Here is a 24,524-nt window from a genome sequence, read left to right as displayed (position 1 = left end):
ATAAATCCATGACTAAAGAAACAAACAAATCCATAATAATAATTGGAGTATTATTTTTCATTTTTGGCTTCGTTACCTGGTTGAACTCTGTCTTAATTCCCTATCTTAAAATAGCGAGTCAGCTCAATAATTTTGAATCTTACCTTGTAGCTTTCGCTTCATACATTTCCTATCTGGTTATGGCAATACCTTCGGCGTGGGTTCTAAAAAAAATAGGATTTAAAAAGGGTATGTCTACGGGATTAGTTGTTATGGCCATTGGTGCCCTAATTTTTATTCCAGCGGCTATATCAAGAACTTACGTTTTATTTTTATTCGGATTATTTGTTCAGGGCACTGGTTTAGCACTGCTGCAATCTGCTGCTAACCCTTATATTACCATTTTAGGTCCCATTGAAAGTGCGGCAAAACGGATGAGTATAATGGGAATCTGTAACAAACTTGCAGGAGCACTGGCCCCAATCATCTTTGGTGCTATTTTGCTTAAAAATATGGACAAGGTGGAAGCGAGTCTTACTGGGATGAATGCGGTAGAAAAAGCCGCTGAATTAGATGCGCTTTCAGCACGGGTAATAACACCATATATTGTAATGGCTATAATCCTTATAGGACTTTCTGTTTTAATTTACTATTCATCATTACCTGAAATTAAAACTGATGAAGAAGATGAAACTCTCGCAGCCGCCAATAAAAATAAAACCAATATTTTACAATTTCCTAATTTATTATTGGGTACCCTTGCAATGTTCCTTTACGTTGGTGTGGAAGTAATCGCCGGGGATACGGTGATTAGCTATGCCCGAGATGCCCACGATATCCCTACCAATGTAGCTAAATTTTTCACCACTTATACATTAATTGCAATGATTGTTGGTTATCTAATTGGTACCGTAACGATCCCAAAATATATTAGTCAGCAGAAAGCCTTACAGCTCTCTGGGATATTAGGAATAATATTGGGCCTGGTCGCCATTTTTACAAATGGCTACATATCGGTCTTAAGTATTTCTTTGTTAGGTCTTGCTAATGCCCTGGTATTCCCGGCCATATGGCCCCTTGCACTACACGGGTTGGGTAGGTTTACTAAAATAGGATCTTCATTTTTAATTATGGCCCTGGCGGGAGGTGCAATCTTACCACTTATTTATGGCTATCTTGCTGATACCTTTGATCCACAATCAGCTTACTGGATAGTTATCCCAAGTTATTTATATATATGGTTTTTTGCAGTTAAAGGACATAAAATTAAATAATAGCTTTCTATAAATCTTTTTGGTTATGTAATAGCATCTTTGAAGAAAGATGCTATTACATAAGTGACCGTTTTTGCGTAATTTCAACTAAAATATTCGTAGATTTTAAGCAATATTTCAGTAAACAACTTTAAAGCAAGCTCACGCATTATTATTGAAAAATTTAATTTGATTTCGAGGCAGTCCTCGGAGCATTTAGTATCGTTTATCCAGTAAAAAAAAACTTTCTCTACTTCAGCTTCAGCAATTTACTCCTGCACAAACTTTAATTCTATTTTTTTACAAATTTGTCAACTTTCGAATGTTGATAAATTCATATTTAACTGATAATAAGCTTATTAACAATTTTTGTTTGATAACTTTTTTTAACAAGATTTTATATTCTTGTACTTCTTTGTCTATATTTACATTCCGCTTGAAACTATTACTAATCCAAAATCTAAAATTAATATGGGTGTGAACACTACTACCGCCGCTCCTAAGACTTATAGCCAGGATGAGGCTTTTAAAGCTTCGTTAGACTATTTTAAAGGAGATGATTTAGCCGCACGGGTGTGGGTAAATAAGTATGCGCTTAAAGATTCCCAGGGGAATATTTATGAGCTTACGCCAAACGATATGCATCGTAGAATTGCAAAAGAAATTTCCCGTGTAGAGCAACGCTACCCAAACCCAATGAGTGAAGATGAGGTTTTTGACCTTATTAAAGACTTTAAATATATTGTCCCTCAAGGTAGCCCAATGGCCGGTATAGGTAACCCTTACCAAATTGCTTCCCTTTCTAACTGTTTCGTAATTGGTAACGATGGCGATTCAGATTCTTATGGAGGGATTATGAAAATAGACCAGGAACAGGTTCAGCTTATGAAACGCCGTGGTGGTGTTGGGCATGATCTTTCCCACATTCGCCCAAAAGGCTCGGCGGTAAAAAACTCTGCCCTTACTTCTACCGGTATTGTTCCTTTTATGGAACGTTACTCCAACTCCACTCGTGAAGTTGCCCAGGATGGGCGTCGTGGAGCGCTTATGCTCTCAGTTTCTATTAATCACCCAGATTCTGAAGATTTTATAGATGCAAAAATGGAGCAGGGAAAAGTAACCGGCGCCAATGTATCGGTTAGAATTGATGACGAATTTATGCGCTCGGTTAAAGAAGATCGCAATTACGTTCAGAAATATCCAATTTTTAGCGAAAATCCGAAGAAATCTAAAGAGATCGAAGCTAATAAGCTTTGGAAAAAAATAGTACATAACGCCTGGAAATCGGCTGAACCTGGAATACTTTTCTGGGACACCGTAATTAACGAGTCGGTGCCAGATTGTTATGCAGATCTTGGATACAAAACGGTTTCTACCAATCCATGTGGTGAAATTCCGCTTTGCCCTTATGATTCTTGTAGACTGTTAGCTATAAACTTATTTTCTTACGTAGAAAATCCGTTTACTAAAGAGGCTTCTTTCAATTTTGAACTTTTCAAAAAACATATTGCCGCTGCACAGCGCATTATGGACGATATCATTGATCTTGAATTAGAAAAAATTGATGCGATTCTTGCTAAAATTGAAGCAGATCCTGAAGGTTCAGAAATTAAAGGTGTAGAATATAATCTTTGGAAAAACATTCAAACCAAAGCTAAAGAAGGTAGAAGAACCGGAATTGGCATCACTGCTGAAGGTGATATGCTTGCCGCTTTAGGTATTAAATACGGAAGTGATGAGGGTGTAGATTTTTCAGTAAAAATCCATAAGCACATCGCTATTGAAGCTTACAGAGCTTCAGTTTACGCAGCAAAAGAAAGAGGTGCTTTCGGAATATTTGATTCAGAAAGAGAAAAAGAAAATCCTTTTATTCTTCGACTTAAAGAGGCCGATGAGAAATTGTATTACGATATGCTTGAATATGGCCGCCGTAATATTGCTTTACTTACTATTGCCCCCACAGGAACTACCAGTTTAATGACGCAAACCAGTTCTGGAATTGAGCCGGTATTTATGCCTGTTTACAAACGAAGAAGAAAAGTAAATCCTAACGATAAAGATTCCCGCGTAGATTTTGTAGATGAAGTTGGCGATTCCTGGGAAGAATACGTGGTTTTCCACCATCGATTTAAAGAATGGATGAAGGTTAACGGCCACGAAATAACCGATGATTATACACAAGCCGAACTGGACAAACTTGTAAAAGCTTCTCCTTACTACAAAGCCACTTCTAACGATGTAGATTGGTTGAGTAAAGTAAGAATGCAGGGAGCGGTACAAAAATGGGTAGATCACTCCATTAGTGTGACCATTAACTTACCAAACGATGCTACCGAAGAATTGGTAGGTCAACTATATTTAGAAGCTTGGCAAGCGGGTTGTAAAGGAGTGACTGTGTATCGTGATGGTTCTCGTTCTGGAGTTCTAATTTCTAACGAAGAGAAAAAAGAAGAGGCTGAAGAAGAAAACAATACGCCATTCCCAACTACACGTCCGCAAAGCTTAACTGCAGATGTGGTTCGTTTTCAGAATAACAAAGACAAATGGATTGCTTTCATTGGCTTAATTGACGATAGACCTTACGAGATCTTTACCGGTTTTGCAGATGATGAAGAAGGAATTCTGCTTCCACGCTGGGTGACAGAAGGTACTATTATTAAAGCCAGAAATGAAGATGGAACTTCTCGTTACGATTTTCAATATGAAAACAAACGAGGTTACAAAACAACTATAGAAGGATTATCGCATAAATTCAACCCGGAATACTGGAATTATGCTAAATTGATTTCTACCACGCTTAGACACGGGATGCCAATTGAAAAGGTAGTAGATTTAATAAGCAGTTTACAGTTAGACAGTGAATCTATAAACACCTGGAAAAACGGAGTTGCGAGGGCGCTAAAACGCTTTATCGCCGATGGTACCGTTGCCAAGAAACAAAAATGTACAAATTGTAATTCATCTAATCTTATCTATCAGGAAGGCTGCCTTACCTGTCAGGATTGTGGTTCTTCCAAATGTGGATAGATAGCTCTTGTTAGATTAGATAAAAAAGGCCTTTTGAATTATTTCTAAAAGGCCTTTTTGTTTATAGAAGTGAAATGTGTTTAACTAAAGATGTTTGATGAGGTTTTCAACTCGTCATTCTGAATTCATTTCAGAATCTAAGATGTTAGCAATAAGAACAAGTTTGAAGCTGAAACAAGTTTGAAGCTGAAACAAGTTCAGCTTGACGAATGAAGTTTTTCAAACTTCCTATTTCATTTTATTATTCCAAACTCACCGAAATAATCCCAACTCCCTGCGGCTTTTCCAGCTTAATATCTTCAATTCCCGGGCCGATTGAAAATTGCAGCGCTTCTGTATTTTCTAATTCAAAATCGCCTTCATAAGAATGTTCGAAATAATACGGTAAAAATGAAGGATAAGGTCTTGGCAGACTCACTGTTTTAACCGGTTTTAAAGCGGAAAGATCAATTTTATAAGTTTTGGTCTCCTGGTCAAGATCTAATGTAGTTCCAAAAGCCGCTCCGTTTTTCATTACCAAGGCAATTTGAAGTTTATCTGTTCTTTCGGTTAATGCTCTGGCTTTGATCACAAGGCTATTTTTGGAATTTAACTCGCTTTTACGACCGGTAATTTTTCTATTGAAATTATATCGAAAAGAGTAATCGTAAACCGGTTCTGCCTCAGGGTTTTCAACATCTTTTTCAAAAAGTTTCTCCACTTTTACCTGATATTCTGCTTCGCCCGGAATATCAGTTGGCACGAGCTTATTTTCAGGGCTCCACTCGCCTACTACATAATCTTCGTCTTCTGAAGCATTAAAAATATAAAGCGGTTTAGTCTCTTTTACAATTTGTGTGGTATATACCTCTTCAAAATAAAAATCCCAATCTTCAGGACTTCCAGAAACTTCACCGGGGAAAGTTTCTTTTCCTTTATTAGTAGTAACGATAATTCGATACTCCAAAAAGCCATTTTTCAACACATTTTCCGGAATTTCCGCCGAATAATTATAAGCGTTATTATTTTTAAGCTCAATAGCTTCATAAGTATTCCCGTTTTGCAACCAGGCTTCTACTTTTTCTATTTCTTTGTCTGAAACGATCTCTGCAGTAATTTCAGATGAAGAATTTTCCCTAAGTTCTTTTATCGGCTCGTGCATAACATAAGTTTTCGCTACGGTACTTTCCGGAGCGGTAAACTCTTCCAGCTCGAACCTTAAATTTATATCTGAATTTTCATCAATTTCGGCTCCTTTATTTTTCAAAAGATAAGTTCCGGGACGAATTTTAAAAGTTTTCCCGTTAACTTCAGGTGTAAACTCATTGTCTTTGTTTAAAACTTTCAGGCTAAAGTCTTCATTTAAACCGGCAAGATCTAAAGTCATTTCCCATTTATTCCATTTGATCACCGCAACGGTTTTTTCAAGGCTGTTGCTTCCAAAAGGATTATCGACCAAAATAGCATCAGGCATTACTTCCAATCTCCAAACACCGTCGTCTAATTTATCGAGAAAATAGGCGCCTTTACCTTCATATTTAACCACTTCAGAATTACCAAAACCGGCAACTTGCTTGAGGTTTTTTAAGGATTTTGGCTGATTATCATTCGTATTGGTATAAATAAATTTTTCTTCAGAATTTAATACCGCGAGATCTTTTTCATAATCAATCGTAAAATCCTGAAATTCCAGGTTTTCTGGATAAATACCTAAATCACTATTTACAGGAACCTGATGAAAAATCTCCCCCACAATCATTAAGGAGAGGGCTTTTTGTGGCGTGTAGGCCAGGTTCATATAGTGCGTATTGTATTCGGTATTTCCAAACGCCAAATAAGTAGGATCGTAAGCGAAGTGAGTTCCTATCTGGATTCCGGCTTCCCGGAAACTCCTTGCCATTGCAGGATAGATATAAGATTTCATCACATCGGCGGCATCAAATTCGTACACGAGCTTCGCCGCGTTATTTTCTTCAATTACATCATTAAACGGAATATAATAATCGTTTACATTTGGTAACAAATTCCCTTCCAATTCCTTCTGAAACCCCAATCCTGTTGGGTACCATTGAAAAGTTCCGCCATCTATTCCAGCATCAAAATAAGATTCGGCGAGATGAATACTATGACTTACATTATAGAAAATTGGTTTCTTAGAGCCGGTGCTTTTCATTGATTTCACCATTTTCTCAATGAATTCCTGCACTTCTTCAGGCTCTCCTTTATGGTGCGGTTCGTTGCTAATTTCAAAAGCAATAAGGTTTGGCTCATTTTTATAAGCTACGCCCGTATGCGGATTCACGTGATTCAGGAATTGCTTCAAATAATTTTCCTGAGCTTTAATAGCACCGGGCTCAGTTAAGCTTCCGGCTTTTTCGTATTTGTTAGAAAATCCGGGAGTATCTTCATCGGGTTCCGGCCAGCCATTTCCCCAATAAGCAATGGGTGTAACCACGAAATTTATATCACGTTCCTTGAGCTTTTTCAATAAATAATCAAATAACTCGAGATGTTCGTTTAATATTAAATTGCCTTCTTCATCACTAATTTCAGTATCCCAAACGTGAATTCTATAAAGATCAAAACCGAGTCGGGAAAAATGATAAACATCCTTATCTATCGCTTTTTTTAGATCTATACCTAATTTCTCACCACTTCGATAGCCGTGCGCAAAAGGTACCGAATAATTGACTCCAAAACCTTTGACTTCTGCATCGTTATGCCCCCAACGCATCAGGCCTTCATTATCTACGTAAACATCTTCTTTTTCCTGGGCAAAACTTATAAAACTGATTACAAAAAATATAAAACTCAGCAAAAATCTCTTCTTCATATATAAATTTTAAACATCACAAATTTCAATAGCTTTCTTTAATGAAGAAATTTCATCGGAATTGGTAGGAATAAATTCCTGGGCAACAAAACCTTCAAAACCGGTTTCTACAATGGCTTTCATAATTGCAGGATAAAAAAGTTCCTGGGTATCACCAATTTCGTTACGACCGGGAACTCCGGCAGTGTGATAATGATTTATGTGTTTATGGTGCTTTTTAATTGTAGCAATAATATCTCCTTCCATTACCTGCATATGGTAAATGTCGTAGAGCAATTTAAAGTTATCTGCTCCCATTTCTTCAGCCAGGGCAACACCCCATTCGGTATGATCTGCCATATAATCTGGATGATTAACCTTACTGTTAAGCAACTCCATTACCAGGTTTACATTTTTCTTTTTAGCGTATTTAAGCAGCGGCTTTAAACCTTTTGAGCAATTTTTAATTCCGGTTTTCTCATCCATTCCGCGTCTATTTCCCGAGAAAACAATTACGTTTTTAATGTTATGTTTTGAAGCTTTATCAATTAAACCCTTATATTTTTCCTGAAGATCTTTATGGTTTTTTGGCTCATTAAATCCATTTTCAATACTGGCAAAATCGTCTGTTGCCATAGAACAAACCAGGCCATATTTTTCCACTGTATCCCATTCTGAAGGTTTTAAAAGATCTATTGCCTGAATTCCCATACTCGCACAGGTTTTTGCAAATTCATCTAAAGGAATATTCTGAAAACACCATCGGCAAACCGAATGCTTAACATTGTTCTTTTTTCTATTAGGTAAGCTGTTGTTATCTATATATTTCATAGCAGCAAAAGAAGATGCTACTCCACCCAGGCTCAAAATCCCTGAACCAATGGCTATACTTTTTAACGCATTACGTCTTGTGAATTTCTTGTCCATTATTTATATATTAAGTTGGTATAATAAAATAGAAAAGTCAAAATTCAGGTGAAACTCACCGGGAATAAGACTTTAATTATAAAAACAAGGCTGAAGGAAAAACGATTGACTCAAATATGTATTCCACAACTATCTTTTCTTAGCAAATTATTATAAACGTAAAAATTACAATTAATTTTCAGAAAACAAATTTTTCGGAAAAGATTTTTTTAAAATTTTCTTAACACATTTTTAGAAGAAAAAACTTCACTTACGCGATTTCAAAATTGAAGCCGGACTCTTGAAGTTTCAGGTATTTTTTGCGGTCAAATTTGTATAAAAATGCACCTCGCCGCGAAGTAGACATATCTTTTTCGTCTAATTTAACCAACACATTTAAGGAAAGTACTTTTTTTCTAAAGTTTCGGGAATCGATTTCTTTATGATAAACGGCCTCATAAAGCTTTTGTAATTGCGGAATGGTAAATTTCTCTGGAAGTAATTCGAATCCTATGGGTTTATACCTGGCTTTTCTGCGTATTCTAACCAGGGCATCTTTTACCATCTGGTTATGTTCCAGCACCAAATCTGGCACATCTTCTAAATCATACCAATGCGCTCCATGTCTTTCTACCAGTTCCTTATCATACTCGCCAATTCTTATTAAAGCATACTGGGCAATAGAAATAGTTCTATATCCAGGATCGCGAAACGTGGTCCCATAGGTTTTTAGTTCTTCCATAAACACGTTTTCCAGGCCGGTTATTTCCTTTAAAACACGTTTTGCGGCTTCTTTCACATCTTCATCCAATTTCACAAAACTTCCTATAAGAGACCAGGTTCCCATAAGTGGTTTAACCCTTCTTTTAAAAATGAGAAGCTTCAGGTTTCCTTCATCAAATCCAAAAATTACGCAGTCTGTAGCAACGTACATTTTATCTTCCTGAATGTAGAAATCCTTTTGAAACGGTTTCATTAAAAATTGATGTTTAGACTAAGATATGAAAATTCTTAAAGCTCATATTTTCAGCATGGTTATTGGGCAAAATAAGCATAAATAAATACTACAAGCACCACAATTCCCAGCCCAACTGGTTTTACCAATTTCCATGGCTGGATATCTACCTGCTTTGTATAATCTAAAATAAAAGGTTCAATTCTTGGCTTCCATTTCCCTATTATAAACATAATTAGCACGTTTAGAACAAATAATATCGCCATTACGTGAAGGTAATGCGGTAGTGCATCTTCTCCAACCACAAAATATTTTAATCCCAAATAGATTAAATAGAACCCAACCCCACTAAAAATTGCCACTTTAGCCGCAATCGCAGGAATTCGTTTAGTAAGATAACCTACAATAACAATAGTTAAAATTGGAATACTGTAACTTCCGTTTACTTCCTGCAAATACCCAAAAAGCCCCTGGGGCGCATTGGCTATAAAAGGCGCAATAAGCATAGCGCCAATGGCCAGGAATATTCCGAAGCGTTTTCCTTGTTTTACTACTTTGGCTTCACTGGCTTCCTGGTTAAAATATTGTTTGTAAATATCTATTCCAAAAAGGGTAACCGAACTGTTTAATGCTGAATTAAAAGAACTCAAAATTGCACCGAAAAGTACAGCCGCAAAAAATCCTGTAAGTACCGGTGGAAGTACCGCATTTACCAATGCAGGATATGCCTGGTCGGCATTATCTAAATCGCCCTGAAACATATGCCAGGCAATAATACCCGGAAGAACCACAATAATTGGCCCGAGGATCTTTATAAAAGCAGCTAGCATTAAACCTTTTTGGCCTTCCCTAAGGTTTTTAGCCGCCAAAGCTCGCTGAATAATTGCCTGGTTGGTTCCCCAGTAAAATAATTGCACCAGCATCATTCCGGTAAATATTGTTGAAAAAGGAACCGAAGCTTCAGGCCCTCCAATAGAATTAAACTTCTCGGGATTAGAATCTACTAAAACTTCCAGCCCATTAATAATTCCGCCATCTCCAATAGCCATAAGTCCAAAAATGGGAATTAATAAACCTCCTACGAGTAAACCTACAGCATTAATAGTATCTGAAACTGCTACAGCTTTTAATCCTCCAAAAATTGCGTAAATAGATCCTACGATCCCTATCCCCCATACAGTAAGCCATAAGGCGGTATTTGCACTAACTCCCAGCATTTCAGGAATTCCAAACATCGTACTAATTGCTAAAGCACCAGAATACAAAACAATAGGTAAGAAAATGATCATATACCCTGATAGGAATAGTGCCGAAACCAGGGTTTTTGTTCCTCTATCAAATCGTTTTTCTAAAAATTGTGGTACTGTGGTTAGCCCTCCTTTTAAATAACGTGGTAGTAAGAATAATGCGGTTATTACTATGGCTATGGCTGCTAGGGTTTCCCAGGCCATTACTAAAATTCCTTCGCTAAAAGCCTGGCCATTTAAACCTACAATTTGTTCTGTAGATAAATTTGTGAGTAAAACCGAACCTGCAATAACTCCTGCCGTAAGACTCCTTCCGCCAAGAAAATATCCATCACTTGTACTTTCATCGGTTTTTCTGGTGGCTAAATAGGCAATTACAGCCACTAATAGGGTAAAACCAATGAATGATAAAATTCCAACCATAGCTTATTTAAAAATTTTGTTAAATATAAAATTATATATGAGTTTTGATCCTACTTAAGGTATAAACTTATTATTGACCGCTAACCGAGAAGTTATAGGAGATCCAATTGTAGTACTGATCTCCCGGTTTTAAAACGGCTTCAGGAAAGTTTCTAAAATTAGGAGCATCAGGGAAATTTTGGGCCTCTAAACATAACGAAGGATATTCTTCGGCGATTTCGGTGTGGTAATTCAAATCTTCCGGAAGGTTTTCTGGAGCATAAGCCACCAGTGCTTTTTGATTGGTTTTTACTTCCATTTTTATTCCGGTTAAAGGAGCAAAAAGCCTTGCAGCAACTTCATCTATATCAGATTTTAAAACATAGGTATCATCCAAGCTCCGGTTTCCAATTAATTTACCTTCAATAAAGTTTTTTGGGTGTTTTTTAAGTTTGGTTAAATTACCGGTAGGCAATAAGTTTTTGTCTACTTCAAGGATTTTTTCAGCTTCAATCTTTAAAAAATGATCGCTTATACTGCCACCTCCATTAAGGTTAAAATAAGTATGATTGGTAAGATTAATCACAGTTTTTTTATCGGTTTTAGCCGAATATTCTATAAGCAATTCATCATTTTCTGTAAGCGTATATTTAACCTCAACCTGTAAATTCCCAGGATAATATTCTTCCCCGTCCTTGCTGAAATAAGTTAGTTTTACTGAAGGATTGGGCGCCACTTCCTCTTCTTCAATTTTCCATACCTTATACTGAAATCCATTCTCGCCCCCGTGAAGATGAACATTATTGGTTTCATTTAATTTATAGGTAATATTATCCAGCTGAAACTCCCCATTAGAAATTCTACCGGCATAACGCCCCACCGAAGCACCAAAACATTTATTATTCTCTTTATAGGCCGAAGTTATAAATTCTTCTGCCCGCGGGCTAACCACCACATTCACTTTATTCCCGGCCTTATCTTTTATTTTAAGGCTTATAACAGCAGCACCATAGTTAAGAACCTGGAGTTCATTCCCGTTATTATTAGCAAGAGTTACCGTTTTTAAATCTTCTTTTTGAGTTTTCAAATTAATTTTTTTAGTTGGTTCTACCGGAAATCCAGTTATCTACTTTTTCTTCCAGAATATTCAAAGGTAAAGCTCCATCTAATAGAATTACATCATGGAATTCCCTAATATCAAAATCATCACCCAGTTTTTCTTCTGCTTCTTTCCTTAACTCCAGTATTTTATTCATCCCTATTTTATAGGCTGTAGCCTGCCCCGGCATAACAATGTGTCGTTCTACCATTTTCACGCAGTCACTTTCTGCATTGGGCGTATTCGCTTTATAATATTCTATTCCTTCCTGCCTGGTCCATTTTTTAGCGTGAATTCCTATGTCTACCACTAGCCTGCAAGAACGCCAGAGTTCCATTGCCAATCTACCAAAATCGGAATAAGGGTCTTTGTAAAATCCTATTTCCTTTGGTAATAATTCGCTGTAGAGCCCCCAACCTTCCACATAAGCTGTATAAAAACTAAACTTTCTAAACTGCGGAATATCCTCCAACTCCTGGGCTATGGCAATTTGCATATGGTGGCCTGGGATACCTTCGTGGTATGCCAAAGCTTCCATCTGGTAAGTAGGCATAGCAGCCATATCGTATAAATTAGCATAATAAGTTCCCGGCCTTGAACCATCTTTTGCAGGTTGTTGGTAAAATGCTTTCCCGGCACTTTTTTCTCTGAAAGGTTCTACCGCTTTTACTACCAATTCTGCTTCAGGTTCAGTTAGAAAAAGTTCGTCTAAATTCACCTTCATTGTATTTATAATTTCGGTAGCTTCAGCAAGATATTTTTGCTTGCCCATAGAATCGTTGGCATAATAAAATTGCTCATTAGTACGCATAAACTCAAAGAAGTCCTGTAGTGTGCCTTCAAAGCCTACCTCTTCTTTTATTTTTTCCATTTCGCCGTGAATACGTGCTACCTCATCCAACCCAATTTGATGAATTTCCTGAGCCGAAAGATTAGTAGTTGTAGTTCTTTTAAGAGCATTGGCATAAAACTCTTCTCCTTTTGGAAATTTCCACGCTCCAGCATCATTATTTGCACGTTTTTGTTGAGTTTCCAGGAAAGAAATTAAATTTTCGTAAGCGGGTTTTACTTCTTTAACCAGAGCATTTTCAGCTTTTGAAATGAGTTCTTTTTCCTGCGCTTTTGTAAGTTCCAGCTTAGATAGCTTGGATTTAAAGTCGTTGAGTAAGGCACTGTTTTCTACAGATTTGCCGAAGGGTTTGCCTTTAATTACGTTTCTACTGGATTCCAAAACCCTGTCAAAAACAAAAACCGGCGGAACAATCCCATTTTGTTCCCTAATTTTTAGATTTCCAATAACTTCTTCCATAACCTTGGGAATCCCCTTCAGCCTGGCTATATAAGCTTCGGCATCGCTTATAGAATCTATACGGTGCATATTAATTAAAAAAGCTGGCAGCTCGGCATGGCGCCCAAACATCTGGTTTACCGGATAATTATAAAACCGAAAATCATAATCGGCGACTTCATTTTCTAATTTCTGAAGGTATAAATCGTAACTCAAACGCGTTTGCTCGTTTAGGGCTGAAGCATCTACTTTCTTTAAATATTCTAAACGCTTTTTAGCTTTTTTTCGATCTTCGGCATATTTAAGGTGTGAAAAATCGTCCCACTTCCCATAATTGGTTTTTTGTCCCAATTGGGTTTGCATCATAGGCGATTCTTCCACGTCTTTTTGAAATTCTTTTTCAAAATATTCATTTAATTCTGCCGAATGTTCTGCTATTTCTTCTTCGGAATAATTTCCTTCTTTTTGACTACATGAAATCCCTAAAAACAGGAAACTGATTAGAAGGATTTTATGAATAAATCTAATACTCATAGGCTATTCTTTTAATATTGAAAATTCTATTGCAGAATCTCCATAAATGGTGTGGGTTTGTTTCTGAAAATCTTCTTCTTCGGCTTCAAAAATATTTGGCACAAAAGTTTGAGGATTTCTGTCTATAAGCGGAAACCAGGTACTTTGCACCTGAATTTGTAATTTATGTCCTTTTTTAAAGGTATGGTTAATATCCTGCAGCGTAATATTTACCGGAGTCTTCTTGTTAGGCTCAAATGGCTCGGGATTTTCAAAACTGTTTCTAAATCTGCCCCGCATCACTTCACTACGCACCATCATGTGGTAGTTGTCCATATCAAGATGGTCCATGGTTTCTTCGTAATCTTCTGAGTCGGCCGGGTAAACATCTATTACCTTCACCACCCAATCTGCCGCAGTTCCAGTGGTTGCCACGCTTAAACGTGCCAAAATCTCACCGGTAAGTTTCATATCTTCTTCCAATACTTCGGTTTCAAAAACCAGAACATCTGGTCTCCTGGCAGCAAAACGTTGGTCGCCCGTCATATATTCTCTTGGGGTGAAGACTGCTTTAATTTCATTATTATAAGAAACAGGTTTTGCCGGGTCACTTACAAAGCTTTCTTCATTATTGGTTGCTTCGTTGGTTAACTCCTGGTTATCTCCCAGGTAAAAAATCTTTTCTTCCGTATTTTTTGGAGGCCAGGCTTCATAAGAATTCCATTTTCGGGCACCGGTATCGTAAACATAGGCTTCAGCTAGATCTACATCACCATCGCCCTTTTCTTTTAGAAAGTGGTTAAAGAACTTTGTTTCAATATTTCTTTGATAATCTTCAGAAATATTATCGCCAAAATAAACATTTCCTACTGCCTGTCTTTCGGTTTGTCTCGCCCAATCGCCGTGGCTCCAAGGACCAAAGACCATGATATTATAATTATCGCTGGTTTCTTCAATTTTCTTGTAAGTATTAAAAGGGCCGTAAAGATCTTCAGCATCAAACAATCCGCCCACAACCATTACGGCAGGTTCGATATCTTCTAAATGCTGAATAATCCCGCGGCTCTGCCAAAATTCATCATAATTTGGATGCTCTTTTAGTTGTTGCCAAAATATATTGTCTTCTCCATAATATTCGTCCAAATTACTAAGTGGTCCCACATCTAAAAAAAACTGGTACTGATCCTGGGTCCCAAGACCTGGCAATTCGTACCAGGCTTCGGTAGTAGGGCCGGTTTTATCATATCCAAAAAGTCCGGTTGCTCTCCAGTAACTCAATAAATAAGCCCCATTGTGATGAAAATCGTCAAAAAAGAAATCCCCAATTCCGGCTTGTGGAGATGAAGCTTTTAGAGCAGGGTGAGCATCTACTAAAGAAGCAACAGCGTAGTGACCGGGATACGAAATTCCCCAGGCTCCTACCCTCCCATTGTTGTTATCTACATTCTCAATAAGCCATTCAATAGTATCATAAGTATCGCTGGATTCGTCAAATTCATTTCCAGATTTATTTGGAATAATTGCCCGCATATTATCATACTTCCCTTCACTCATCCAGCGGCCGCGTACATCCTGGTAAACCACAATATTCCCTTCTTTCATTAAATATTCATTGGGACTAATAAGCGAACGAAATTGATCTTTTCCATAAGGCCGGGAGCTATATGGAGTTCGCTGCATTAAAATAGGATATTCTTTAGAAGTATCTTTTGGGGAATAAATGGTAGTGTGTAACAAAGTTCCGTCCCGCATTGGGATATCTACTTCTGTTTTATTATAATGTTCTTTTACATCATATTCTTCTTGTGAAATAAGATGAACGGGTAAAAAACTCAAAAACAGAAGGATAAAACTTAAACGGAGTAATTTCATAGTTAAGGGATATTTTAAGCCCCTAAGATAGAAATTACCCCGACAAACTTAAAGGAATTTTAATCGATAATCGAGTTTTAAATGCATCAAGGCCTGCTTATAAATTAAAAACATTTTCCCTTCTATGCCTTCCTGGCTTAACCCGTTTTAGATTATTTTACCGCTGTCTCCTGGAATTTAGTAAGACCTTCCTGAAGCCAGGTAAGATATTCTGACTCGTTTGGCGTGTAACCAACAGGTTCGTTAAGAAGATTTACATCATTATCCAGCAACACATAAAATGGTTGGGAATTATTTTTAAAATTAAGGGTTTGAAAAGTTGCCCATTTATCACCAATAGTTTCAATTGATTTTATTCCGCCTTTTGGTTTTAGATAATTAAACTGCGCTGCCTCCGGCAATTCTTTTCTATCGTCTACATAAAGGGATATGAGAATATATTCTTCATTTAAAACATCAAAAACTTCTGGATTACTCCAAACCTGCTCCTCCATTTTCCGGCAGTTTACACAGGCCCAACCGGTAAAATCCAGGATAATAGGTTTGTTTTGCTCCCGGGCGGCTTCCAGGCCTTTATCCCAGTCTTTATAAGCTTCCAGGCCTAAAGGTGCTTCGGTACCTTTGTCATAAATACTATAAAATAATGGGGGTGGAAAACCGCTTAGAAGTTTAAGATTCGCTGCAGAAGTATTGGTTAAACCGGGAATTAAATAAAGTACAAATAAGAAAGTAAGCACACCAACACCAAATCTAACTTTACTGATTTTCCTTTTAGGCCCATCGTGAGGAAAACGAATAAATCCGAATAAATAAGCCATAAGTCCTAAACCTACAAGAATCCATATTCCAAGGAAAATTTCACGCTTTAGAAGTCCCCAATGTTCCACAAGATCGGCGTTAGAAAGGAATTTAAAGGCCAGTCCTAATTCTATAAAACCTAAGGTTACTTTTACCGTATTTAGCCAACCGCCACTTTTTGGCAAAGAATTAAGCCAGTTAGGAAATAGAGCGAAAAGTGCAAAAGGAAGCGCCAGCGCAAGACCAAAACCACCCATTCCCATAGAAAGCTGCATCGCACCGCCATCGCTAGTAAGCGATCCACCAAGCAGTGAACCTAAAATAGGGCCGGTACAGGAAAAAGAAACTAAAGCTAAAGTAAGCGCCATAAAAAAGATGCCTACAAAACCGCCTACGCTAGAAGCTTTATCATCCATCTTATTGCTCCAGGAACTCGGTAAGGTGATCTCATAATAACCGAAAAAAGAGAACGCGAAAATGATGAAAATGATAAAGAAAATAATATTCAGCGTAACATTTGTGGAGATATTATTGAGAATTTCAGGATTTACACTGTCCAGTAAATGAAAAGGTAAGCTGAGCAAAACATAAATAATGAATATGAAAAAACCGTATAAAATCGCGTTAACTAATCCTTTTTGTCGGTTTTTAGCGCCCTTGGTAAAAAATGAAACCGTAAGTGGAATCATAGGAAAAACACAAGGTGTAAGCAAAGCGATTAAACCACCAATAAAACCAAGTAGAAAAATATTTAGAAAATTATTACCCTCTTTCTCTTCAGGCGCAAATTTCTCCATTCCTGAAACATTAATGTTTAATGCTTCGGTAAGTTCTTTGTCTTTTTCAGAAATTTCCAGATCGGTAAAACCTGCGGTTATTTCATTGTCTTCAAGAGAAATATTGAAACGCTCGGTTTCCGGAGGCAAACATTTTTCATCATCACAAACAGAGAAATAAATTTCGGCAATAATTTCAGGATCACTTTCAGGCTGTACTTTAATTTGCTGCGTAAAAACCGCTTCATCTTCAAAATAGGTAATATCGGCTTCAAAAACCTTGTCGTAAATCGGTTCAATATCTGGCTCTGTAGTTTCACCAATAAGTTCAAAATTTTCTTCAGCATTATTATAAGAGAAAGTCGTGGCGATTGGTGCAATATCAATATCGGCTTCTTTTTGCGAATATAAATGCCAGCCATCTTCAAGATTTGCAGTAAAAATAAGCGTGAAGATACTATCGTTTTCCTTTTCTACGGAAGCTTCCCAGCTTATGGGATCTGCCATTTGGGAATCCCCGCTCCCGTCGTCAAAATATTGTGCCTGTAATTGGATAAATGGAATAAAAAATAAGAGCAGACTCGCCAGATATTTCATAAACTGAAAGTAATTTTTATAATTTTTTGATCGGGTGAAATAATTGAAAAACGCCTATCGGCACGCTGATTAATCACCCAAACAATTTTTTCGCCAGAGCACAGCAACCAGCTGTTTTCTTTCTCGGGCAAAGATAATTTTTTGTCTTTAAAGAAGTCGCTTAACTTCTTCTTTCCTTTCATCCCAAAAGGATAAAATATATCGCCCTCCTGCCATTTTCTTACCGTGAGCGGATAATCCAATTTTTCAGGATCTACATAAATACAATTTGAAGTTTTTTCTGTTATTTCTTTAACTCTTGAAAATGAAAAAGTTCCCATTGGCAACATTGCAAAATCTTCATTTTTCGCAATTTTATAAGTTTTATTTTCAGTTTTATCAATTTCGGTAAGCAGTAAATAATCCCGGTCTTTTATTAACCTGTGTGAAGCTGAAAAAACCATTTTTCCCGGTTGTGCATCTAATAAGTGGTATACATCGTTCCATTCGGTAAAGCCGAAAGATTTAAGCAATTGGTATAAAATGGCTGAAGTATTCGGTACTTTTTTAAGATAATTTATATCCAGGCTGTAACCGTATTTTGTTTTACCTATAATTTTTGGGTAGAGCAAACTCATATAATCCTCTACCAATTCCTCATTTTCTTTTAAATGAGATTGGGTTTTTAAAAAAGTTTCTAAAAACTGCGGATTCAATTCTTCAAAAATGGGAACAATCTCGTGCCTAATTTTATTCCGAAGATATTTTGTAGATACATTAGTGCTATCTTCTCGCCAGGCAATATTATTATCTCTCGCGTAAGCTTCTATTTTCTTTCGGGAGAAATTAAGCAAAGGCCTTATTATCTTATTACTGTCAGCATTTATACCGCTTAAACCTTCCAGACCGGCACCTCGTAATAAATTAATAAAAAAAGTTTCTAAACTATCGTTCGCGTGATGAGCCGTGAGAGTATAATCAAACTGATGTTTTATTCTTAATTCTTCAAACCACTCATACCTAAGATCTCGTGCCGCCATTTGGATAGACAGACCATTATCTTTAGCGTACTGCTCGGTATCAAAATTCTCTACAAAAAGCTTCACTCTTAACCTTTTTGCAAGATCGGTTACAAAATCTTCATCGGCGTCACTTTCTTCATCTCTAAGGTTAAAATTGCAATGTGCTACAGCAAAATCAAGTTTAGCCGAATTGCATAAATGAGCCAGTACCACGCTATCTACCCCGCCACTTACTGCAAGCAAAAGCCTGGTGTTACACAGGTACGGAAATTGAGATTTGATCTCATTTTTGAAAGCTTTTTCCATAGAAAATCAAAGATACGAAAAGAGTTGGCAGTGTTTAAGTAAGCAGTATGCAGAATCTTATGATTACTATTTGGGACGGAGCAATCCACGACTGATTTAAGACATTTTTTAATTAGGAATTCTAAGAAAGGACCTTTCTCATAGCGGACGCTTTTAGTAAACATTCTTCGTACTCTTTTTCTGGATCTGAACCGACTGTTATTGCTCCACCCACCGAAAAAGACACATATTTTTTAGCCGAATTATATAAAATACTGCGTATAACCACGTTAAAATCGAAATCGCCGTTTGGAGTAAAATAACCTACGGCGCCACTGTAGAGTCCGCGTTTTGTTTCTTCCAGTTCTTCTATAATTTTCATTGCTGAAATCTTTGGCGCACCCGTCATACTTCCCATAGGAAATGTTGCTCGCAAAGCTTCTACCGGCGGAATGCCGTCATCAAGTTCGGCAGAAACTGTAGAGATCATTTGATGCACTTGTTTAAAAGAATATACCTTGCAAAGTTCATCTACATTTACACTGGCCTTTTTCGCAATTTTAGAAAGGTCGTTTCGCACCAGGTCTACAATCATCACGTTTTCAGATTGTTCCTTTGGATCTTTGGCAAGCTCCTCTGCAATTTTGATATCTTCTTCTCGATTCTGTGAGCGCCTGGCTGTTCCCTTTATAGGTTGGGAAATTAATTTTGCTCCTGATTTCTTTAAATAGCGCTCTGGTGAAGCCGAAAGTAAATAATGTTCTTCCAGTTTGAGAAAAGTAGCAAACGGAGGACCAGAAAGTTCATTAAGATCCTGAAAAACTTTAAAAGGCTCAATCTCTCTATCTTCAGCAAAAAATTCCTGGCAGAAATTTGCTTCATAAATATCGCCGCGCTGAATATAAGCGAGCATTTTTTCGACTTTTTGAAGGTATTCTTCTTTAGAGATTCGGGCTTGTATTTTTGATTCTGAATTTTCGGTTTCCGGTTGTCCTTTCCCAATCTGATTTATTGGAAGATCTGAAATTTCGGTAAAATCTTCTTCAATTTCATCGTCCAGCATATTTAAATATCGCATTTCCAACTGGTCTCCTTTCAGCAAGAATAATTTTTGAGGCTGAAAAAAATAGAGATCCGGGAAATCCAGTCCGTCGTGGTTTTTAGAAGAAAGTCTTTCCACGTCATTTTTAAGGTCATAAGAAAGGTAACCAAAAATCCAATCTTTGGTAGTTTGTTGGTATTCCTGCAGTTTGGAAAAAGCCTGGTGGTAATCGGTTTTTATAGCGGTAAATGCACCCACGGCAAGCAAAGCATCAAATTCGCCGTGCTCCTGATGGAAATTATTGCTGTCCAGCCAGGCAATTTCTTCAAACTGCTTACTCCATTGCAATAGCTGCTGTTTGAATTTTAATGGTTCCTCTAAAGTGTAAGTTAATTTAGTACGCACCTGGCTTCAATTTTGGGCGCAAAGGTAAGAACAATTTAACGTAGCACATATTTAAAATCTTTTGTGATTTTGCCAAAAATTTAAATGAAAACAAAGCCTTGTAAAAGCAGAAAAAAATTAACTAAAAATACTTTTGAAATCGCAGGAAAAAAGTTTAATATTAAGTCAAGTCCTTCCAGGAGCAAATTCAAGATAAAGATTTAATACTGCCAATGTTTACAGATTCAGAAAAACTTACTTTAGCCGATATAGAAAACCTTGATTTCACTACTGTTATTTGGGTTGTGGCTCCGCTTATGTTCTTTTTTGTTCTACTTGAATTCCTTATTGGTAGAAAAAAGTACAAAAATCTTTATTCGGGGAAAGACTTTCTAGCTTCTACAGCTATCGGGATTGGTAATTTAATCCTGAACGGGTTTATGAAAATAGGAGTCTTTATGGTGTTCCTTTTCTTTTTCAATCTGGCGCCATTTAAAATTCCACATACCTGGTGGTCTTATGTTTTGTGTTTAATATTATTGGATTTTAGCAGGTATTGGGCACATAGGTTTGCCCACGAACAACGTTTCTGGTGGTCTACACACGTGGTTCATCATTCTTCTGAACATTATAATTTATCAACTTCTTTTAGATTATCCTGGACGCAGAATTTAAAGATCATCTTCTTTTTACCGGTAGTTTTGTTGGGCTTTCATCCATTGGTATTCTTTATTGTGCATCAACTGGAAGTGCTTTATCAATTCTGGATTCATACCGAATTAATAAAAAAATTACCGCGGCCAATCGAGTATATTTTTACCACTCCATCGCATCATCGGGTACACCATTCGGTAAATGAAAGATACCTGGATAAAAATTATGGTTCTACTTTTATCTTTTGGGATCGTATTTTTGGAACTTTCCAGGAAGAAGATGAAAAACCCCGTTATGGTATTACCAAACCGGTAAATTCCTACAATCCTTTTTTCCTCGTATTCCACGAATGGATTGAGGTTGGCAAAGATATCTGGAAGGCTAAATCACTAAAAGAAGCCTGGCTTATATTATTCGGAAGCCCGGTAGACAAACACAAGGAAGATATGGGACTTACAGGGAAATCTGAAACTGAATTGTCCAGTATTGGCAAGGCCAACGAAGAATTCAATATAAAAAAAGCGAGATAATATTATTCTTCCAGTTGATGAGAAAAAGTGGTTAACACATCTTCTATTCCCATATCCAGTACTTCATTTAGCACCTTCCCTTCTTTAAAATTATCATTAAAAGAAGGTAAACTGAAGCTTTCTATAATCTCGCCGCCAAATCTTGGTAAAATTCCTTTAGTATATTCTAAAGCTGATGCGGCTCCACGCTTGCCGGGAGAAGTACTGATCAATAAAATCTTTTTTCCCTCAAGGAAATTACGGTCTAATCGGGAAAGCCAATCGATTATATTTTTAAAGTAAGCTGAGACATTGCCGTTATGTTCATTCACCGCAATTACCAATGCATCATGGTCCTTAATAATATTATTAATTATGGTGGCGCCTATAGGCATACCTTTCTCTTTTTCTCTATCGGCGCTATAAATTGGTAATTCATACTGGGTAAAATCCTGAACTTTCACCTCGTGCCCCTGTATGCGACTGGCCACGTATGTCAATAACTGAAAATTAATGGAAGTACTACTATTGGAACCGGCAAAGGCAAGGATCTTTTTCATTTAAATGATTTTTACCAAAAATACCGAAATAAATGCAATGATTCCTTATTGATAGAATTGAAAAACTTGTGAGTTTTCATTATTCTTAGTTTCATCGTCACCCTGAACTAGTTTCAGAGCCTGCTCCGATTTCTATCGGAGGTCTAAGTTGAGTTTTACATTTATTCATCTTAGATGCTGAAACAAGTTCAGCATGACGGTTTTTGAAAATAAAATAATTCAGAACCTTTAAAGATTATTTTCCATCCTGCGGCGGGATTAGTTCAACTAACTAATTTAAAATTGCCAGAAGCAATTTTAAATTAGAGTTTCACTAACTTTGCCGGTTCATAAAAACTTCATTTAGTGACTTTTCAGGATTTAAATATTACCACTCCCCTGCGCAATGCGTTGGAAGATATTGGCATTAACACGCCCACGCCCATTCAAGAGGAATCTTTTTCTACAATTATGTCTGGGAAAGATATGGTGGGAATCGCGCAAACCGGTACCGGGAAAACCTTTGCCTATATGCTTCCAATATTACGGATGCTTAAATATTCGGAACAAAAAAATCCGCGGGTCCTGGTTTTGGTGCCTACACGGGAACTTGTGGTGCAGGTAGTTGAAGAAATTGAAAAACTAACCGCTTATATGAATGTTCGTATCACCGGTATTTATGGTGGTGTAAATATGAACACGCAGCATCAATCGCTTTTACAGGGGCAGGATATTGTGGTAGCAACTCCGGGCAGATTGTACGATCTTGTGCTTAGGCGCGCGCTTCAGTTAAAATCTATTCAGAAATTAGTGATAGATGAAGTAGATGTGATGTTAGACCTGGGCTTTAAATTTCAGATCAATAATATCTTTGAATTGCTTCCGCAGAACCGACAAAACATTATGTTTTCAGCAACAATTACTGAAAATGTTGAAAATCTAATCGAGGCTAATTTTAAAAGTCCGCAAACTATTTCTGTAGCTGCCAGCGGAACACCGCTTGATAATATTAAACAAACCGGTTATAAAATCCCGAACTTCTATACTAAAGTAAATTTACTGAGACATCTTTTGGCCGATAAAGAAACTTACTCCAAGGTGTTGATCTTTGTGGCTTACAAAAGAATGGCCGACCGACTTTACGCGGAATTAGAACAGTATTTCCAGGATGAATGCACGGTGATTCACTCCAATAAAACCCAAAATTATCGTTTACGCAGTATCAAACAATTTGGCAGTGGATTTTGCCGAATTTTAGTTGCAACCGATGTTATGGCGCGAGGTCTTGATATTGAATCGGTAAGCCATGTGATTAATTTTGATACGCCAAAATATCCTGAAAACTATATGCACCGAATTGGGCGTACCGGAAGGGCCGAAAAGGAAGGGAATTCGATATTGATGACTACGGAAGCTGAATTGGAATCGCTTGAAAAAATTGAAGCTTTGATGAAAATGGAAGTTCCGCAGGAAGAATTACCGGCGGAAATAGAAATTTCGTCAGAATTAATTCCGGAAGAGCAACCTAAGGTTTTTGAAATTAATAACCCCGGAAAGAAAAAGGACGAAGACGCTCCCGGCCCTGCTTTTCACGAGAAAAAAGAAAAAAACAGGAAAGAGAATCTTGGTGGATCTTACCGAAGAGAAATTGCCAAAAAGTATAAAAAGCCAAAAACTCGCGGGGATAAAAATGCAAACAGAAGAAAGAAAAAATAATTTTTGAAATGTACGAGTTACAGAACGAATTCTTAAGCATAAAGGTAAATCCCATTGGCGCAGAATTATCCAGCCTTAAAAGCCTGGAAACAGGTATTGAACATTTATGGCAGGGAAACCCTGAATTTTGGGCAAGCCAGTCTCCTAATTTGTTTCCGGTAATTGGTGTCTTAAAAAACGGGGAATATATTTTTGAAGGAAAAAGTTACAAAATGCCTAAACACGGGTTTATTAGGTATAATGAAGAAATTAAATTCAAGGAAAAAACTTCAAATTCTTTAGCATTTCAACTGGAATATTCAGAAAAAACTTTAGAAATCTATCCATTTAAATTCAGGTTTGAAATTTCATTTATTCTGAATAAAAAAAGCCTGGAAATTAAACATCAAGTTTTCAATTTAGATGAAAAACCCCTTTACTTTTCACTGGGCGGTCACCCCGCGTTTAATGCTCCTATTAGCAAAAATGAAGTTTACGAAGATTATTACCTGGAATTTGACCAGAAAATGGACTTAAGAACCCATGTTTTAAGCGAAGATGGACTAGTAAGTAACAACACCGAGGGAATATTAGACAATGAAGATAAAATTAGACTACATAAAGAGCTCTTCGCTAAAGACGCACTGATTTTCAAAAATATTCGGTCTAAAAAAGTTGCATTAAAAAGTAAAAATTCTGGTGCAATTTTATCAGTAGAATATCCAGATTTTAAAAACCTGGGAATTTGGGCAAAACCGGGCGCACCCTATGTTTGTATTGAACCCTGGCTGGGAATTGCCGATATTGAAGGCACCGATCAAAACCTAAAAACCAAAGAAGGGATTGAAATTCTAGAAACCAATAAAACTTTTGAAGCTTCCTATACGGTTAATATTCATTAGCTTTTTTTTG

The 24,524-nt window shown here is 37.0% G+C and carries 16 protein-coding genes; 5 read left to right on the top strand and 11 right to left on the bottom strand.

The features are described from left to right. The first annotated feature begins 8 nt into the window (after nucleotides 1–8). Nucleotides 9–1,253 (top strand): sugar MFS transporter, encoded by a 1,245-nt coding sequence (locus AACZ30_RS00560; protein WP_339646649.1) that lies wholly within the window; start codon nucleotides 9–11, stop codon nucleotides 1,251–1,253. 450 nt (nucleotides 1,254–1,703) lie between these two features. Beyond that, the gene (locus AACZ30_RS00555; RefSeq protein WP_093302445.1) at nucleotides 1,704–4,259 is read left to right on the top strand and encodes an adenosylcobalamin-dependent ribonucleoside-diphosphate reductase; all 2,556 of its coding nucleotides are present in this window, start codon (nucleotides 1,704–1,706) and stop codon (nucleotides 4,257–4,259) included. A 241-nt stretch (nucleotides 4,260–4,500) separates the two neighbouring features. On the opposite strand, the gene AACZ30_RS00550 is transcribed toward AACZ30_RS00555, so the two are convergent. The 10 genes from AACZ30_RS00550 to pabB all read right to left on the bottom strand — a co-directional run bounded on the left by AACZ30_RS00550 (nucleotide 4,501) and on the right by pabB (nucleotide 20,236). Then, the gene (locus AACZ30_RS00550; protein ID WP_339646644.1) at nucleotides 4,501–7,071 is read right to left on the bottom strand and encodes a hypothetical protein; all 2,571 of its coding nucleotides are present in this window, start codon (nucleotides 7,069–7,071) and stop codon (nucleotides 4,501–4,503) included. A gap of 9 nt (nucleotides 7,072–7,080) precedes the next feature. After that, nucleotides 7,081–7,977, bottom strand: coding sequence for a TIM barrel protein (locus tag AACZ30_RS00545; protein WP_075326297.1), 897 nt, complete (start codon nucleotides 7,975–7,977; stop codon nucleotides 7,081–7,083). Nucleotides 7,978–8,227: 250 nt separating this feature from the next. Next, the gene (locus tag AACZ30_RS00540) at nucleotides 8,228–8,932 is read right to left on the bottom strand and encodes an NUDIX domain-containing protein (RefSeq protein ID WP_339646640.1); all 705 of its coding nucleotides are present in this window, start codon (nucleotides 8,930–8,932) and stop codon (nucleotides 8,228–8,230) included. 59 nt (nucleotides 8,933–8,991) lie between these two features. Beyond that, a complete protein-coding gene (locus AACZ30_RS00535; protein WP_075326295.1) occupies nucleotides 8,992–10,581 on the bottom strand; it encodes a solute:sodium symporter family transporter in 1,590 nt (529 codons plus the stop codon). A 70-nt stretch (nucleotides 10,582–10,651) separates the two neighbouring features. After that, on the bottom strand, nucleotides 10,652–11,647 hold the full coding sequence (locus tag AACZ30_RS00530) for an aldose epimerase family protein (RefSeq protein ID WP_339646638.1): 996 nt from the start codon (nucleotides 11,645–11,647) through the stop codon (nucleotides 10,652–10,654). 10 nt (nucleotides 11,648–11,657) lie between these two features. Further along, nucleotides 11,658–13,481, bottom strand: a complete 1,824-nt coding sequence (locus AACZ30_RS00525) for a DUF885 domain-containing protein (protein WP_339646635.1) — start codon at nucleotides 13,479–13,481, stop codon at nucleotides 11,658–11,660. A 3-nt stretch (nucleotides 13,482–13,484) separates the two neighbouring features. Further along, nucleotides 13,485–15,332, bottom strand: coding sequence for a CocE/NonD family hydrolase (locus tag AACZ30_RS00520; protein WP_339646632.1), 1,848 nt, complete (start codon nucleotides 15,330–15,332; stop codon nucleotides 13,485–13,487). Nucleotides 15,333–15,484: 152 nt separating this feature from the next. Next, nucleotides 15,485–17,503: a cytochrome c biogenesis protein CcdA gene (locus tag AACZ30_RS00515; protein ID WP_339646629.1), complete on the bottom strand. Its 2,019-nt coding sequence runs from the start codon at nucleotides 17,501–17,503 to the stop codon at nucleotides 15,485–15,487. Beyond that, complete coding sequence (gene tilS / locus AACZ30_RS00510) at nucleotides 17,500–18,810, bottom strand: tRNA lysidine(34) synthetase TilS (RefSeq protein ID WP_339646627.1); 1,311 nt, start codon at nucleotides 18,808–18,810, stop codon at nucleotides 17,500–17,502. The genes AACZ30_RS00515 and tilS overlap by 4 nt, the downstream gene beginning before the upstream one ends. Nucleotides 18,811–18,931: 121 nt before the next feature. After that, nucleotides 18,932–20,236, bottom strand: a complete 1,305-nt coding sequence (gene pabB / locus AACZ30_RS00505; RefSeq protein WP_339646624.1) for an aminodeoxychorismate synthase component I — start codon at nucleotides 20,234–20,236, stop codon at nucleotides 18,932–18,934. A gap of 212 nt (nucleotides 20,237–20,448) precedes the next feature. Here pabB and AACZ30_RS00500 point away from each other — a divergent pair, with 212 nt between their 5' ends. Then, a complete protein-coding gene (locus tag AACZ30_RS00500) occupies nucleotides 20,449–21,399 on the top strand; it encodes a sterol desaturase family protein (RefSeq protein WP_075326288.1) in 951 nt (316 codons plus the stop codon). Nucleotides 21,400–21,401: 2 nt separating this feature from the next. Here AACZ30_RS00500 and AACZ30_RS00495 read toward each other — a convergent pair whose 3' ends face one another. Then, the gene (locus tag AACZ30_RS00495) at nucleotides 21,402–21,938 is read right to left on the bottom strand and encodes an NAD(P)H-dependent oxidoreductase (protein ID WP_339646617.1); all 537 of its coding nucleotides are present in this window, start codon (nucleotides 21,936–21,938) and stop codon (nucleotides 21,402–21,404) included. Between the two features lie 345 nt (nucleotides 21,939–22,283). Here AACZ30_RS00495 and AACZ30_RS00490 point away from each other — a divergent pair, with 345 nt between their 5' ends. Continuing rightward, nucleotides 22,284–23,633 carry a DEAD/DEAH box helicase gene (locus AACZ30_RS00490; protein WP_339646614.1) on the top strand — a complete coding sequence of 450 codons (1,350 nt, stop codon included), beginning with the start codon at nucleotides 22,284–22,286 and terminating at the stop codon, nucleotides 23,631–23,633. Nucleotides 23,634–23,641: 8 nt separating this feature from the next. Further along, nucleotides 23,642–24,514: an aldose 1-epimerase family protein gene (locus AACZ30_RS00485; protein WP_339646612.1), complete on the top strand. Its 873-nt coding sequence runs from the start codon at nucleotides 23,642–23,644 to the stop codon at nucleotides 24,512–24,514. Nucleotides 24,515–24,524: the final 10 nt, after the last annotated feature.

Origin of the sequence: uncultured Salegentibacter sp. (genome assembly GCF_963972535.1) — a bacterium.
Lineage (GTDB): Bacteria > Bacteroidota > Bacteroidia > Flavobacteriales > Flavobacteriaceae > Salegentibacter.
The sequence above is the reverse complement of the archived record's forward strand: the minus strand, read 5'-3'. Positions and strand labels throughout refer to the sequence as shown.

What these genes read in the sequence shown, in the direction of transcription:
- AACZ30_RS00560 (WP_339646649.1), top strand. Translation starts at nt 9, where the DNA reads ATGACTAAAGAAACAAACAAATCCATAATAATAATTGGAGTATTATTT.
- AACZ30_RS00555 (WP_093302445.1), top strand. Translation starts at nt 1,704, where the DNA reads ATGGGTGTGAACACTACTACCGCCGCTCCTAAGACTTATAGCCAGGAT.
- AACZ30_RS00550 (WP_339646644.1), bottom strand. Translation starts at nt 7,071, where the DNA reads ATGAAGAAGAGATTTTTGCTGAGTTTTATATTTTTTGTAATCAGTTTT.
- AACZ30_RS00545 (WP_075326297.1), bottom strand. Translation starts at nt 7,977, where the DNA reads ATGGACAAGAAATTCACAAGACGTAATGCGTTAAAAAGTATAGCCATT.
- AACZ30_RS00540 (WP_339646640.1), bottom strand. Translation starts at nt 8,932, where the DNA reads ATGAAACCGTTTCAAAAGGATTTCTACATTCAGGAAGATAAAATGTAC.
- AACZ30_RS00535 (WP_075326295.1), bottom strand. Translation starts at nt 10,581, where the DNA reads ATGGTTGGAATTTTATCATTCATTGGTTTTACCCTATTAGTGGCTGTA.
- AACZ30_RS00525 (WP_339646635.1), bottom strand. Translation starts at nt 13,481, where the DNA reads ATGAGTATTAGATTTATTCATAAAATCCTTCTAATCAGTTTCCTGTTT.
- AACZ30_RS00520 (WP_339646632.1), bottom strand. Translation starts at nt 15,332, where the DNA reads ATGAAATTACTCCGTTTAAGTTTTATCCTTCTGTTTTTGAGTTTTTTA.
- AACZ30_RS00515 (WP_339646629.1), bottom strand. Translation starts at nt 17,503, where the DNA reads ATGAAATATCTGGCGAGTCTGCTCTTATTTTTTATTCCATTTATCCAA.
- tilS (WP_339646627.1), bottom strand. Translation starts at nt 18,810, where the DNA reads ATGGAAAAAGCTTTCAAAAATGAGATCAAATCTCAATTTCCGTACCTG.
- AACZ30_RS00500 (WP_075326288.1), top strand. Translation starts at nt 20,449, where the DNA reads ATGTTTACAGATTCAGAAAAACTTACTTTAGCCGATATAGAAAACCTT.
- AACZ30_RS00495 (WP_339646617.1), bottom strand. Translation starts at nt 21,938, where the DNA reads ATGAAAAAGATCCTTGCCTTTGCCGGTTCCAATAGTAGTACTTCCATT.
- AACZ30_RS00485 (WP_339646612.1), top strand. Translation starts at nt 23,642, where the DNA reads ATGTACGAGTTACAGAACGAATTCTTAAGCATAAAGGTAAATCCCATT.